This window comes from Shewanella sp. DAU305 (genome assembly GCF_026802235.1).
GTDB lineage: Bacteria > Pseudomonadota > Gammaproteobacteria > Enterobacterales > Shewanellaceae > Shewanella > Shewanella baltica.
Genome location: NZ_CP113808.1, coordinates 4,723,354 through 4,738,075, shown reverse-complemented (window position 1 = coordinate 4,738,075; position 14,722 = coordinate 4,723,354). Strand labels below are relative to the sequence as shown.

The 14,722-nt window shown below is 45.8% G+C and carries 13 protein-coding genes and 4 tRNA genes; 10 read left to right on the top strand and 7 right to left on the bottom strand.

Annotation, left to right across the window (positions count from 1 at the left end; translation table 11 throughout):
- Window positions 1-158: 158 nt before the first annotated feature.
- Complete coding sequence (locus tag OX890_RS20145; RefSeq protein ID WP_006080029.1) at window positions 159-500, top strand: hypothetical protein; 342 nt, start codon at window positions 159-161, stop codon at window positions 498-500.
- Between the two features lie 102 nt (window positions 501-602).
- A complete protein-coding gene (locus OX890_RS20140; RefSeq protein WP_126492800.1) occupies window positions 603-1,259 on the top strand; it encodes a thiopurine S-methyltransferase in 657 nt (218 codons plus the stop codon).
- A gap of 269 nt (window positions 1,260-1,528) precedes the next feature.
- Here OX890_RS20140 and OX890_RS20135 read toward each other — a convergent pair whose 3' ends face one another.
- A complete protein-coding gene (locus OX890_RS20135) occupies window positions 1,529-1,720 on the bottom strand; it encodes a bacterioferritin-associated ferredoxin (protein WP_006080031.1) in 192 nt (63 codons plus the stop codon).
- 261 nt (window positions 1,721-1,981) lie between these two features.
- Here OX890_RS20135 and OX890_RS20130 point away from each other — a divergent pair, with 261 nt between their 5' ends.
- On the top strand, window positions 1,982-3,556 hold the full coding sequence (locus OX890_RS20130; protein ID WP_126492799.1) for a methyl-accepting chemotaxis protein: 1,575 nt from the start codon (window positions 1,982-1,984) through the stop codon (window positions 3,554-3,556).
- A gap of 124 nt (window positions 3,557-3,680) precedes the next feature.
- On the opposite strand, the gene OX890_RS20125 is transcribed toward OX890_RS20130, so the two are convergent.
- Window positions 3,681-4,616 (bottom strand): D-2-hydroxyacid dehydrogenase, encoded by a 936-nt coding sequence (locus OX890_RS20125; RefSeq protein ID WP_126492798.1) that lies wholly within the window; start codon window positions 4,614-4,616, stop codon window positions 3,681-3,683.
- Window positions 4,617-4,710: 94 nt separating this feature from the next.
- Here OX890_RS20125 and OX890_RS20120 point away from each other — a divergent pair, with 94 nt between their 5' ends.
- Window positions 4,711-5,043, top strand: coding sequence for a DUF3392 domain-containing protein (locus OX890_RS20120; protein WP_172599619.1), 333 nt, complete (start codon window positions 4,711-4,713; stop codon window positions 5,041-5,043).
- Between the two features lie 20 nt (window positions 5,044-5,063).
- On the opposite strand, the gene OX890_RS20115 is transcribed toward OX890_RS20120, so the two are convergent.
- The 5 genes from OX890_RS20115 to rsgA form a co-directional block, all read right to left on the bottom strand.
- Window positions 5,064-5,786, bottom strand: coding sequence for a glycerophosphodiester phosphodiesterase (locus OX890_RS20115; protein ID WP_126492796.1), 723 nt, complete (start codon window positions 5,784-5,786; stop codon window positions 5,064-5,066).
- A 14-nt stretch (window positions 5,787-5,800) separates the two neighbouring features.
- Complete coding sequence (locus OX890_RS20110; protein WP_037392785.1) at window positions 5,801-9,004, bottom strand: mechanosensitive ion channel domain-containing protein; 3,204 nt, start codon at window positions 9,002-9,004, stop codon at window positions 5,801-5,803.
- Between the two features lie 68 nt (window positions 9,005-9,072).
- The gene (locus OX890_RS20105) at window positions 9,073-9,954 is read right to left on the bottom strand and encodes a DMT family transporter (RefSeq protein ID WP_126492795.1); all 882 of its coding nucleotides are present in this window, start codon (window positions 9,952-9,954) and stop codon (window positions 9,073-9,075) included.
- A 6-nt stretch (window positions 9,955-9,960) separates the two neighbouring features.
- Entirely contained in the window at window positions 9,961-10,839 is an 879-nt protein-coding gene (gene asd / locus OX890_RS20100) for an archaetidylserine decarboxylase (protein ID WP_011845719.1), read from the bottom strand.
- A 62-nt stretch (window positions 10,840-10,901) separates the two neighbouring features.
- On the bottom strand, window positions 10,902-11,966 hold the full coding sequence (gene rsgA / locus OX890_RS20095) for a small ribosomal subunit biogenesis GTPase RsgA (RefSeq protein ID WP_006080042.1): 1,065 nt from the start codon (window positions 11,964-11,966) through the stop codon (window positions 10,902-10,904).
- Between the two features lie 112 nt (window positions 11,967-12,078).
- Here rsgA and orn point away from each other — a divergent pair, with 112 nt between their 5' ends.
- The 6 genes from orn (at window position 12,079) to OX890_RS20065 (ending at window position 14,483) form a co-directional block, all read left to right on the top strand.
- Window positions 12,079-12,624 (top strand): oligoribonuclease, encoded by a 546-nt coding sequence (orn, locus tag OX890_RS20090; protein WP_006080044.1) that lies wholly within the window; start codon window positions 12,079-12,081, stop codon window positions 12,622-12,624.
- Window positions 12,625-12,894: 270 nt separating this feature from the next.
- Window positions 12,895-12,970, top strand: a tRNA-Gly gene (locus tag OX890_RS20085).
- 42 nt (window positions 12,971-13,012) lie between these two features.
- Window positions 13,013-13,088, top strand: a tRNA-Gly gene (locus OX890_RS20080).
- 42 nt (window positions 13,089-13,130) lie between these two features.
- A tRNA-Gly gene (locus OX890_RS20075) sits at window positions 13,131-13,206 on the top strand.
- A gap of 42 nt (window positions 13,207-13,248) precedes the next feature.
- Window positions 13,249-13,324, top strand: a tRNA-Gly gene (locus OX890_RS20070).
- Window positions 13,325-14,027: 703 nt separating this feature from the next.
- A complete protein-coding gene (locus OX890_RS20065) occupies window positions 14,028-14,483 on the top strand; it encodes a hypothetical protein (protein ID WP_006080046.1) in 456 nt (151 codons plus the stop codon).
- Window positions 14,484-14,722 lie beyond the last annotated feature (239 nt).

The following is a 14,722-nucleotide window of genomic DNA, read 5'->3' as shown; positions in this document are numbered from 1 at the left end:
TGATCAGCGTCAGGCGCGGCTTACCTAACCGATCATTTCGTCACTGACTTTGACTTACATCAAGTTAAATCCTCGCGACTATAGGTAATCTTTGGGACATGAGATGGAATCAGTTTTTGTTAATTAACCCACAGACAAAGTGCAGCTAAGGAGGGCATATGCCCACCCAATATAAAGCCTTGTTGATCGAGCTATTGGAATATCCGCGTAAGCGAATTTTGCAGTCAATGGAAGTGACCCATTGCCCACATGCGGTATTTTTTAATGATAGCGACGAGCAATGTTTAACGTGTCATCAGGGCATGGAGTGTATCTGGATGAACCAGAACGACGAGCTGGTGGCCGTGAACGAAAAATCGATTGCCGAGTTGAAACAGCAGTTGTTGATCGCCGTGGATTTTGTTGACTCATCGTTAAGCCCGCACCATTTATCACGCCGTCAATGTCAGTGTGATAACTGTGTTTGGCTGCGTAAAGTGCAAGCCACGTTAGATCAGTAAGTGAGTCTTTACATTGCTGAGTTTGTCGAATGGCAGGCAGCTTTGCATCCGCTTTAAAATGTCATTAGAGTAAGGACAACTTTAGCGAATAGAGATAAACCCATGGAACCCGGTTTTTGGCATGAAAAGTGGCACCAGCAGCAAATAGGTTTTCATCAGCAAGACATCAATCCTTTCCTCGTTAAGTATTGGCAGAAGCTTGGATTACCCGCAGATACGCAGGTTTTTGTGCCCTTATGCGGCAAGTCGCTAGACATGTGTTTCTTGGCCGAACAAGGGCATCAGGTCATAGGTTGTGAGTTGAATGAATTGGCGGTGCAGCAATTTTTCAGCGATAACCAACTCGAGATGACGCAAACGACTGTGGGTGAGCATCAGCATTATCACACTGAGCAGATCAGTTTGTATCAAGGTGATATTTTCACTTTACCTAAGACTATCACTCAAGAAGTGACAGCATTTTATGATCGCGCCGCGTTGATCGCATGGCCAGAGAGCATGCGTGCACAATATGCCAAGCAGCTAGCGAGCTTGTTACCTAGCGGCAGTGTCGGCTTATTAGTGACCTTAGATTATCCGCAGGAAGCCTTAATTGGCCCACCTTTCGCCGTATCCCCAACTTGGGTTGAGCAGCATCTGAGTGATGACTTTGACATTGAAGTCTTAGCCTCCCAAGATGTGTTGGCCGACAATCCCCGCTTTATTAAAAAAGCCGTGCCTTGGCTTAATGAAGCCGCCTATTTGTTGAAACGTAAGTAGGGTTGAAACGTAAGTAGAATTGACTCGAAAGTGGATCTACAACCCCATTGAATGATCAGTAGTATTAGAGTTCAGTGGGGACTTGTCATTAAAACATCATATCTAAAGTCTAAACTGGCAAGATTATTTAAGACGAAGTGGCGGGCGGATATAAAGCTTTGTTTTCGCTGGAATTTTTTGATTGAGTTTGCTTGAGTCAGCGTGGTTTTAGCTTGTCGGAAGTGTGTTCGTTAGCGAGTTACCCATTACCACCCTATTCGCGATTCAATTTACGCGACTTCGTAATAATTAGGCTCACGCTCTAATTGATTCTGGATGATCTGTACCGCCATTCTTGCACACTTGCCACATTGATCGGCAACACCTAAGCGCTTTTTCACGTCAGCAAGCGAGCTATCGCCCTGGCTTACTGCATTTTTAATTTGCGTATCGGTGATCGCATGGCAAAGACAAACGTACATATATTAGTCTCCAAAGGAATTGCGCCAATTCTAAATGAAAACACTTATCAAATGCAATCATGATTTTTGAGTGATTTTCATACATTAACGTTTTTGTTACATGGCGCACGTTTTATCGTCTATGCTAGATGTGTTTTAGCATTACACTGCTAGGCAGTTTTAGAAGTAGGTTCAGGAATACAGAGTCAGGGTGATGATGCCTCACGGATGGATAACTCATGGATGAATAACGAAGAATTAATCAAAGATCCATAAGGTTTCATGAGAACTAATCTACCAGTTACACAGCGAGAATATGATTATCCAGCGGATTGGATTTTATTGTCGACCACGGATACTCAAAGTCATATTACCTATGCCAACCAATCCTTTTGTACCGTTGCCGGTTTTGAACTCGATGCCATGTTAGGCAAACCTCACAACATGGTGCGTCATCCAGATATGCCTCCCCATGCGTTTGAAGATATGTGGCGCTGCATCAAAAAAGGTGAGCCTTGGAAAGGGATAGTGAAAAATCGCTGTGCCAATGGCGATCACTATTGGGTTGATGCCTATGTCTCCCCGATTTCAGTTAATGGCAAAGTCGTCGAGTTTCAATCTGTGCGCACTAAACCCACCCGCGATCAGGTTAAACGTGCAGAAACAGCTTATGCAGAGTTGAACCAAAAGGGCAGTGTTAGTGCATTAAAACGTACTGTGAGCATGCCCGCCAAATTGCTATTACTAGCACTACTTGCCATGCTGCCGATGCTTTACCTTGCTCTGCAAATTGGTTTAATGGGCTTTATTGCCCTAGCGATAAGCATCCTAGTATTGCTGGTGGGCGGTAATCTGGTGCTGAGTCGTTATTACGCGATAGTGGCTAAGGCAAAGCATATCTACGATAACCCCTTGATGGCGCATATTTACAGTGGAAGCTCTGATGATCTTGGCGCGATTGATTTGGCGCTCCAAATGCAGACCTCTGAGCTTAAGTCGATTCTGGGGCGTGCATCGGATTCCTGTTATAACGTGTCTGAACAAGCCAAAATATCTGCCGCCAAGGGTAAACAAATCCAGAGTACCAGTCAGGCTCAATTGTCTGAAATAGAGCAAGTTGCTACGGCGATGCAGGAGATGACCGCCACATTAGGCGATATGTCTTCCAATTGTGCCGATGCCGCCAGTGCCACGCAAATGGCATCCGCTGAAACCATCAATGGCGATAAAACCGTGTCGAGCACCATTAGCTCGATTCAAGCGATGGCGGAGCAACTGCAACAAACGTCGAAGGTTATTACTGAGTTAGAAGCCCACAGTAAAGATATCGGCACTGTGCTAGATGTGATTCAGAGTATTGCGGGTCAGACTAATCTACTGGCATTAAATGCCGCGATTGAAGCGGCGCGTGCGGGTGAGCAAGGCCGTGGTTTTGCCGTTGTTGCTGACGAGGTTAGGGCATTGGCGCAACGTACCCACGATGCCACCAAGGAAATCCAAAGCATGATTAATCTGTTGCAGCAGGGGACCAATAAAGCTGTGGTCAGTATGCAGCAAGGCGTGGTTGCCGCGTCCCAATGTATTTCAACGGCGGATTTAGCAGGCACGGCATTACGTACGATTCGTGAAGCCATTTCGACCATTACCGATATGACGCACCATATTGCCAGCGCGGTTGAAGAACAATCAAGTGTGGCAAATGAGATGAATCGCAGCGTGGTGAATGTGTCGCAATTTACCCATTCTAGCCATCAACTTGGCAGTGAAATGGTCGACTTGAACGATGAAGTGACTCGCGAGATGGATTCACACTCGGTATTGGTTGATCAATTCTTAAAGCGCAGCTTTAGGGTGTAATCACCTAAAACTTAAGATAACAAAGGCAATAGTCTGACTATTGCCTTTGCTTTTTCTGATCCCTGACTCAATTTCAATTCTCTAACTTAATTTCTGCTCTTTGCATCAATTCCTGAGCGCTAACTCAATAGCCCTTACTAAAGTCGATTCGATTCTGCAGTGGCTCACCGCTAATGTAGCGGCGATAGTTTTGGCTAAAAATCTCGACGATTTGTGCGGGATGGCTTGGCGCAGAAATATGCGGCGTAATGATGGCATTTTCCCGCTCCCAAATGGGATGGCTATTGGGCAAAGGTTCTTGAGCAAAAACATCGAGAATCGCTTGTTGGGCAGGTTTAGCGATAAGCTGGATATTGAGCGCATCGAGATCGAGTGCATCACCGCGGCCGACGTTAAACAGCACTGCATCATCTTTTAGCCTGCCTAAGGTTTCAGCGTTGAGCAGGTTCTGGGTTGCCGGAGTGCTGGGCAGTAAATTGACCACCACATCGGCTTGCGTTAACGTCTGGGCTAAATTGGTCATCGCTTCAATAGCATCAAAACCTTCAACGGTATTACCACTACGATTGATCCCTGTGACATGCATGCCAAAGTGTTTTGCCGTCTGCGCTAGATGCTGGGCAATTGAGCCAGTACCGAGCAAGAGCAATTGCATACCCTGTAAACTTGTGTGACGTATGGGGGGGTGAACTTGCCACTGTTTTTGCTGTTGCTGCTGGCGATAAAAACCATGACCACGGATATGCGCGAGTAAGTAACTGAACACAAACTCACTCATCAACGGGCCGAAAATGCCTTTAATATTGGTAAGTTGATAGTCTTTTCTGCCCCTTTGGCTCATCAGGGCATCTATGCCAGCAAAGCTTGATTGTAACCATTGCAGATTTTTAGCATGGGGCAATAGGGGCGCGGCGAGTTTAGGTTCGGCTAACCAAATATCTGCATCAATTATGCCCGCTGGATCATCATCGAGTATCTCTAAATCAGGGAGTTCCTGCGCCTCAATCAAATCGCGGTACTGTTGATTTGCCTTCGTTAGCAAGAGTAACTTGTGCCCCATGGCGTCTCCCTTTATGCTTGGTTATTGTTATTTTTCAATGTGCTGTCGTGGCCACTTCGAGGGATTACGCAGCATCTTTTTAGGTTGAGTCATTATGGATCAGTTAGTCGCCCTTATTGCCCAGTTGGGTAACATGCTTCGCCCTTGGGCTTTTGATATTGCTACCGCTATGGTGGTGTGTCTTATTTTGGTTTTTTCAGCGGATGTCAATCGTCTCTTAAGGCGTCATTTGTTGGGGCATTCTTTTGTGCTGCGAACATTTGTTTTTATTATTGTGAATGCCTTTGGCTATGGCCTATTGATCGTGAAAGCCACGCCTTGGGTGGCAAGACACATAGTGGCTATGCCATCCCATTGGATGTTTCTGTTAATTGTGGCCATGTTTATTTTTATCGGTTATTGGGCTCAGCGAAATAGCCAAGCTTAATATCGATATCAAGGTTGTCGTTATTCAAAGTAACCAGAGTAATCGGCCGTGGCCACTTGAGCTAAGGCTTGCATGGCACGGTCGGGATAATTGCTGAACACACCATCGACGCCCATCTGCTTAAGTGCATGAATATCTTCGCTATGATCGACCGTATAAACATAAACCTTAGCGCCTCTGTTGTGGGCGTCATCCACTAAGGCTTGGCTGATAAAGCTGAGATCTAAGTGTAGCGAGTAAGCATTTAGCTCACTGACAACCGCGGCATTATCAAGTGGAATACTGGCCAGCAGCGGCGCGACTAAAGCCTCGGGCAAAGCTTGTTTAAGTTCGCGCAGATAGGGGTGATTAAAAGAAGAGATCAGTAACTGCTCCTGGGTAAACCCAAGCTGACTCAAGGCCTTTGGATATAAATCGATTAACGGCGTGACGGTATTAATGCCTTTTAATTCAATATTGACTATGCAGCGCCCCGCAATCAGCTCAAGTACTTGCCATAAGGTTGGTATGGGTTCGCCTTTCACATTGATGCTCGCCAGATAGTCCTTACTCACTAAATGGATCACGCCAGAGCCCGAGCTTTTATTATCAAGCCTTCGGTCATGAAACACGACTAACTCGCCTTCGACATTATGCACATCGAGCTCGACGGCCTGAGCCCCTAATTCTAACGCCTTAGCCATGGCGGCTAAGGTATTTTCGGCCTGATAACCGCTGGCGCCGCGGTGAGCAAAAATAAGCATGTTCTGCGATCCTATTAGCTTCTAATAATGCCTTGTTGCTCTCGACTTTGACCATTCTTAATATGGATTTCCATCTGCGGATAGGCGAGTTCGAGATTGTTTTCTTTGAGTTTTTTAGTCACTCGTTTATGTAAATCATGGCGCAGTGGCCAACGTGCCGACATATCTTTTGCATAGGCGCGCACTTCATAATCTTGGGTATGTTTACCAAAGCCGGCAAACCAGACTTCAGGTTCTGGGCTGGCGAGTGCATCTTCACATTCTTGCACCGCTTGGTACAACGTCGCTTCGACTTTGGCGGGGTCAGAATCCCGCGCCACCGACACATAAACAATGACCCGCGTAATAGGATCTGACAAAGACCAGTTGATCAGCTGCTCTGTGATAAAGGCTTTGTTCGGGATGATAATTTCCTTTCTATCCCAATCGATAATCGTTGTCGCCCGAATTTGAATTTTACTCACGGTTCCCGTTAAATCGCGAATCGTCACTGTGTCGCCAATCCGCACTGGCTTTTCAAATAAAATGATCAGACCCGAAATAAAGTTGGCGAAAATCTCTTGTAAACCAAAACCTAAACCGAGCGACAGTGCGGCAATCAGCCATTGCAACTTAGACCATTCCATCCCGAGATTAGAGAAGCCGATTAATAGTCCTAAGAACACCACCAGATAACGGCTGACGGTTGTGATCGCAAACCCTGTGCCGGGGGAGAGATCGAGCCTTTGCAGGATCATCAATTCAAGTAAGCCGGGGAGATTGGTAGCAATCATCAGCGAGAAACCGACCACTATCAGGCCAAACATCAAGGACTTCATGGTAATGGGCAACTGTTGTTCTAGACCATTGACGCTGGTATTGGTCGTCCACAGCGTAATGCCGTCGAGGAAAGAAAATAGCGCCGTGTGGGTTTGAGTCCATAGACCAATCAAGCTGGCTAAAAAGGCCAATAACAACAGCGAACGCACTAGGCCGAGGGATTGGCTCGAAATGGTTTCCAGATCGACCACGGGTTCTTCGTAGGTATCGAGTCCATCGGCGGAGAGATGATGGGTTTCACCTTTTTCCCGTTGGGCCAAGCGTTCGGCACGTTTTGCCTTGGCGCGATCGAAGGCGATACGCCGGCGTTCAATCAACATCCAGCGTTTGATCAACTGGTATAACAGTAAGAAACCGAGACCAAGTACGATCGACAATTGCAGCTGCAGCAGCATTTGGAAAGCGGTGAAGTAGTAACCTCTAAAGGCTAATCCGGCACTCAACAAAGGTACAGAAATCAACAAGGTCCAGAGGATCTTCTGAATGAGTTTTTTGTTTTTACCGTCTTTCTTGGCATCCGAGTTTTTACGGCTAAGAATTAAGATGTCTTTGTATAGCAAGAATAAAACGATACAGAAAACAATAAAGGCACCACGGCCTATGCTGTTGCGCACCAGTGAGGTGTCGAGCACTTCGGTAAAGCCCATCAAGCCCAATAATGGACTGGCGACCAGCACAAAGTGCCTGAGCCTTGATTGTCCGGCTTGGATGAGTTTCGAGGGGCGCTTGAAATGACCTACGAGTACGCCTTTGTCGAGCGTCAGAATAAAAATGAAGCGATATAAGAGGTAAACTAAACCGATTGCCAGTATGCCCATGCCCACTGCTTGCACAAAATTGCGATCGGATTGATAAAAAATCAGTCCCGCCATGATCACCGGGAAAGGTTTTATCAAGGCATAGCTGACACTGCAGGCGAGCGCCTTGAGGGTATAAATGAATTTATCTTGGGTCACATTGCCCACATAAGTGGTGTAATGATTAAGCAAGCGATTGAATTTAGGCGTGATTAAGTCCTGTACGACTAAACACAGTACCAGCAATATGATCCACCAAGACCAATAATCGTTTTGCTCTTCCCACGCTTTACCCAGCTCATCCCACTGCGCTTGCTGCACTAGCCAAACCGCGCTGCGTTCAAGGTCGGTTAACCATAACTTACTGATACTGGCAGCATTAGGCACCCAGAATAAATGCTCGTTTAGGGTGTTTTTAAGGGTGAGATGTTGCTGACTCAGTTGTTGATAGTTGACCTTCAACTTGCCTAATTCACTCAAGTATTGGTCATAGCTTTGCATCAGTTGAGAGATCAAACTTTGCTGCGAGTGCAGTAGCTTAATCTGCTGCTCATTGTATAAGCCGGGCTGTTCTAACTCTTGATCATTGAGGGCTTGTTGCTGCTCTAAATGGTATCTGTCTAAGCGCGCATCGGCGATCAGGGTTTGCAGCTTTTCGTGGTTTGGCGGCTTAGGCAGCGATTGCAACATTTGCAAAAAGCGCTCACCAAAGGCGGAGTTCATTTTGACCCAAGTGATCTGTTCTTGAATATTTGCCAACTGTTTGGCTTGGGATTGATATTGGGTTTCCGACTGCTCTTGTTGCTCGACCACATTGTTGATCTGCAAGGTTAAGGTTTGCAGTTTCTGGCCATAAATCTGGTTAGTGTCGGCAATGTTGCGCGTAATAGGATCGACGACTTTGCCCGTGTTGACTAAGTTTTTGGCTAAAGTGGCATCGGTTTGTTGCTGACGTTGTTTATTGATCGCCTTGTTGATGGTTTCAATCAAGGCTTCTTGCTGCACGAGTTGTTGTCGTACTAGCTGTAATTGTAATTGCGTCAGTTCAATGCGTTTTTGGCTGCTGGCGAGTTCAGCCTCATTGGTCGCAAGGCTTTGTTCAAAGAAGAGTCGTTGAGTTTGTTGTAACTCACCCGTTGGGGTATCAAGTGGGGCGAGTTCAGCCTTTTTGTTTTGGGCGACACTCTGCCTTGCGCTGGCGATCACTGTGGGTAAGTCGTTGTGGCGCTGTAATAAATCGTTTACTTGTCGGCCAAGGGTCGATTCGCTTTCTTTAAGCTCAGACAAACGAATATAGGCCATCGAAGCTTGCTGGCTGAGGTCTGTGCCTTTTTCCAGTGAGAGAGGTTTGTAGGCTTCTTTCAGTGCTTGGTTGGTGCGCTTCTTGTGTTGTTCAAAATCGATCTGCGCTTGTTGGAAACTGGTCGCACTGGCGGCGAGTTTCTCTATGTTAATTTTTAGGTCGTTAATTTGTTCATCAATGCTGAGATTTTGTTGCTGATCTTGCTTGTTCATGCCAAGACGTTTGTCCAACTGCAAAGGCGAATTGGCTAGGACGGAAAATGAGAAAAAAGCAATAACGAACAATAAAATACGTGGCATATGGGCTAAAGACATTTAGGGGCGAAAGACGCTCCATATTAGCCAAATTGCGTTGAGATTGGTATGTTTCAGGCGTTCTTTTTTCGCCGCTGTGACTGGTGCGATTGATGGGTTTCGAAGATGGCGGTCGCGACTATGATAGTGCCGCCGATTATGGTGTTGAGATTGAGCTCTTCACCCAAAATAATCAGCGCTAACATGGCGCCATAGAAGGGCTGTAAGCAAGAGACTAGCCCAACCGTTTTGGCGCTGAGTTGCCTCAGTGCGGAAGTGAATAGCGCATGGGGCGCGGCGGTAAAGGCAACGCCGAGTAAAATAATCAATCCCCACACATTGAGTGAGATGCTGTTCAGTTCCGTTTGGTGCCACGGCATTAGGAACACCACGGCGACCAAGGTTTGGTAGAACATGGCATGTGGGCCGCTGTACTGGGAAAAGTAGCGTTTGTGCAATAAGTTACGGGCGGTGAACAAGATGGCGGACACTATGCCGATGGCAATGCCCAGCGTAGTGTCGTTACCTAAATTGGCCTCAGGGATGAGTAATATCACCCCTATCAGCACTAACACGCCGCTGATCATATCGAGTAATTTTATTTTACTGCCTGTCAGCAACGGCTCGGCAATCACTGTCATCACCGGATAGGTGAAAAACGCAATCATGCCAATGGCGACCGACGAGAGCTGCATGGCGGCAAAATACGTGACCCAATGCAGGCTTACGATAACCCCAAGCCCGATGGCGACCAGATAATCTTGTTTGCTGGCCAGCGTTAGCCGTTTACGGCTGAGTTTGACCAGCAAACCTAATACAGTGGCGGCGACGATACAGCGTAGGAAGGTGATGTCGAGGGCACTGAGTGGGATTAATTTAGAAAACAACGCCGTGCCGCCAAATAGCAGCACAGCCAAATGTAATTCAATTAATCCCGAAGGTTTAGCAGAACTCAAGAAGGGTTAATCCGCTTGCTTAACATCTTTCAGGTTAGCGAATGCTTGTCCCATACGCGTAACAGCTTCGGCTTCGACACCTTCAGCAAAGGTCGCGATAGCATCTTTAGCAAACAACATCACTACAGTACTGCCTAACTTGAAGCGACCCATTTCTTCGCCCTTGTCTAAGGTGATGGCATCGGGGCCTTGGGTTGGATATTCCCAAGTGAAGACTTGCTTACCTGTCGGCGGCGTGACTGTGCCTGCCCAGACGGTTTCGATACTGGCAACAATCGTTGCACCAACCAATACCATGGCTAATGGACCTAATTCGGTTTCGAAAATCGCCACCACACGTTCGTTGCGGGCAAAGAGACCGGGTACGTTTCTCGCCGTTAACGGATTTACCGAAAACAGTTCGCCAGGTACGTAAGTCATTTTTGATAACGTGCCTTTAATCGGCATGTGGATACGGTGATAGTCTTTAGGCGCCAGATAAATAGTCGCAAAATCACCGCCTTCGAAGCGTTTAGCATCTTCAGCTTGATCGCCAAGCAAGGTTAACGATGAATAGTGGTGACCCTTAGCTTGGAAGATGCGGCCGTTTTTAATCGGGCCTAATTGGCTTACGGCGCCATCGACGGGATGCACCATGATATCGGCGTCCATATCTAACGGACGAATACCGGGTTTAAGGGCGCGGGTAAAAAAGGCATTAAAGCTTTTATAGGCTTCAGGCTCACTTTGCGCCGCTTCGCTCATATCAATTTTATATTGCTTGATAAACCACTTGATAGCGGCCGTGGTTAACGCGCCCGCTTCGGCTGCGGCGAGTTTACCCACTAAACGAGATAATAAGTGTTTCGGCAGCATGTACTGCAGCGCAATTTTGACTTTATCCAATTTTAATTCCTTTTCTTACTGCTCAATCTTTGCTGAGACTGTTGTTATTTATCAATAAGTCGTTATTCGTCAGTGGCCGCACGGAAATGGCGGGCATGACGTTGTTCATCTAAGCTGGCGATAATTTTATGGTAATTATGAAAGCGATCTGCGCTGATCTTGCCTTGGCTCAGGGCTTCTTGCAGTGCACAGCCGGGATCGTCACCGTGTTTACAATCACGGAACTTACACGCGCCAAGATACTCGCGAAACTCGATAAAGCACCAGCCTACACGTTGCGCAGGAAGATGCCAGAGGGCGAATTCGCGCACGCCTGGGGAGTCGATTAAATCGCCGCCACTAGGCAAGTGCAACAGTTTGGCTGTGGTGGTGGTGTGCTGACCTAAACCTGAGTTATCGGAAACATCACCAATCACCAGTTCTGCATCGGGTAATAGGGCATTGATGATCGATGACTTACCCACACCAGATTGACCAGCAAATACGCTGACTTTATCTTTGAGTATGTCTTTGATGGTATCGATACCATCACCTAACTTGCTGCTGACTTTATAAACTGGATAGCCAATATCTTTATAGCGCTGCAGCGCTTCATCGATTGCCTGCGCTTCATCGGGATTGAGCAAGTCAATTTTATTCAAAATGATGATAGGCGGAATATCGGTATCTTCAGCGGCCACTAAATAACGGTCGATGATCTGGGTGGTAAAGCTGGGTAATACTGAGGACACAATTAAAATCTGGTCGATATTCGAGGCGATGATTTTCACGCCATCGTATAAATCTGGGCGTGTGAGTGATGAGCGACGTGGATGAACGGCTTCAACAATACCTGCGATGCCGCTATTGGCTTGGCTCTCAATGGCTAAGCGTACGATCACTTTATCGCCAGTCACTAAACTGGTGACGGCACGGCGAATATTACAGCGCACAACTTGGCCGCTTTCGGTTTCTATGTCGGCATGTTGGCCAAAACGAGAAATCACAGTACCGGGCTGTTCTTGCCCCAGTGAACTATCCTGTAACTCTGGCGTATTTTTTTCGCCACTGTCACGATTGAGTCGCTTCTCGTGATTAGCACGCATACGGCGTAATTGACCTTGGCTTAGGGGTTTCTTTTTACTCACTGATTCGTCTTCGTCAATTAGGTGATTTTTTGTGTCGGAAAAAAGCAGTATGATACACGCTCTTGAATAAAAAAGCCTGAATTTAGGCTAACTGACATGATAAGGCTGATTTATGACGGCAGATGTAAATAATCTCATTTGGATCGATTTGGAAATGACAGGGTTAGAGCCCGACGTCGACAGGATCATTGAAATTGCCACTTTAGTGACAGATCAAGAACTCAATATTATCGGACAAGGTCCGGTTATCGCGATTCATCAATCGGATGACGTGCTAGCTGCTATGGATGATTGGAATCAAAAGCACCATGGTGAGTCAGGGTTGATTGACCGCGTTCGTGCTAGCCAAGAAACCGAAGCGCAAGCCGTGGCTAAGACGATTGCCTTCTTAGAACAGTATGTTCCTAAGGGCGCTTCTCCAATGTGTGGTAACAGTATTGGCCAAGATAGACGCTTCTTAAATCGTTATATGCGCGAGCTGGAAGATTATTTCCACTACCGCAATGTGGATGTCAGTACGATTAAAGAGCTAGTGAAGCGTTGGAGCCCAGAAACTATGGCGGGCTTTAAGAAGCAAAACACTCACCAAGCACTGCAGGATATCCAAGAGTCGATCGCTGAATTGCAGTATTATCGCAGCAAAGTATTTAAAATTTGACCGATCAGTAGATAAATATGCAAGAAGGGGTTGCAGCCGCATGAATTTTTCATATAATGCGGCCTCAACTTTTTGATGCGAACAGAGATGTGCGGTCATTTAGATTGAAGGCGACATTAGGTCAGTTGATAAAGGTTGATAGACGATACCTTCGTCAATGTTGAAGACAAATGTAGCAGCAATACGAAAGGCGACATTAGCTCAGTTGATAAAGGTTGATAGACGATACCTTTGTTAATGTTGAAGGCAAATGTAGCAGCGATACAAAAGGCGACATTAGCTCAGTTGGTAGAGCGATACCTTGCCAAGGTATAGGTCATCGGTTCGAACCCGATATGTCGCTCCAAATTAAAATTTAGTGATTTGCCAAATCATTAATACAGATTATGCGACATTAGCTCAGTTGGTAGAGCGATACCTTGCCAAGGTATAGGTCATCGGTTCGAACCCGATATGTCGCTCCAAATTAAAACTTAGTGATTTACCAAATCATCAATACAGATTATGCGACATTAGCTCAGTTGGTAGAGCGATACCTTGCCAAGGTATAGGTCATCGGTTCGAACCCGATATGTCGCTCCAAATTAAAACTTAGTGATTTACCAAATCATTAATACAGATTATGCGACATTAGCTCAGTTGGTAGAGCGATACCTTGCCAAGGTATAGGTCATCGGTTCGAACCCGATATGTCGCTCCAATTTCCTAAATATTCCACTATCACATTACTCAATTGACATTAGCTCAGTTGTGGTTTTGATATGGCGATACCTTTGTGATTGTTAAATTAGTCAAGGTATAGGTCATCGGTTCGAACCGCTCTTGATCAAAATCATGTCGCTCCAATTTTCTAAATATTCCACTATCACATTACTCAATTGACATTAGCTCAGTTGTGATTTTTGATATGGCGATATCTTTGTGATTGTTAAATTAGTCAAGGTATAGGTCATCGGTTCGAACCGCTCTTGAGCAAAATCATGTCGCTCCAATTTCCTAAATATTCCACTATCACATGACTCAATTGACATTAGCTCAGTTGTGATTCTGATATGGCGATACCTTTCTTTTTCAAGGTATAGCTCATCTATTCCTTTCTTGATTAACTACTATCCACTGCAAACCCTCTATCTTTGATTCATCATGCACAACCAAAGACTTACTCCAACCTTTTAGACTAAGTGTTTTGAGATCTCTTTTGGCTTTTCTCTCTTATACAAAACAGTGTGATAGGATTTAGATGCGTGATCTGTAGCGTGTTTCTTCAAGTTTTCCTAAATTAGATAGCTTCGCGAAAGTTAAATTATGACCTTGTTCAAATATTCGTAACGCTTTTACTCACATAATGAAGCTAGACAAAATTAATAGCGCCAAGTAGTTGGCCTGACAGTGGAGTGCATTATATGCGTATTCAACAATTACGTGATCTACTTGAGTATGTGGCAAATTGCCGCTTAGATATGGCGCAACTCTATGGCCGACTCAACAATCAAGCTGACTCGGCTCGTGTGAAAATGATGCTGGATTATTTTGAGTCACATCAAAAAACCATGGCAGAGAAACTGCGCGATTATATAGAAGAAGCGCCACATCGTATTCTCGATACTTGGTACAAAGACTTCACCTTTGAAGACTTTACCAAGCGTTGCCAAGATACTATGTTGCCCGCGAACATGAATGAAGACGATGTGCTCAACTTGCACTTAGACTTAGAAAATCGTCTGATTGGTTTGTTAGAAAAAACGGTTAACTCAACCACTGCCGAAGATGCGCGTAATGCGTTAGCCAACTTGATCCGAGTAGAAAAAACTCAGCAACAACGTTTGGTCCACAGCACGATTCGGATGGACGATATCTAAACCGTCATCGCTTCTCCATTCCCAAAGCCAGCCTAGTGCTGGCTTTTGTCTTTGTGTCATCTATTTATTGACGACTTTTGCGCTACTTTGCTCCATTTGGGCGGGTATCTGCGCCTGAACTGATTTACGTCATAATTTCCCGCTCCGATTCTTGCTACTTTCTTGATCTATTGGCTGATTTTTTTATCGGCCTTGCTCAATGCTGCCAAGACTCCTATGGTGAGGTAACTCATTGTGGA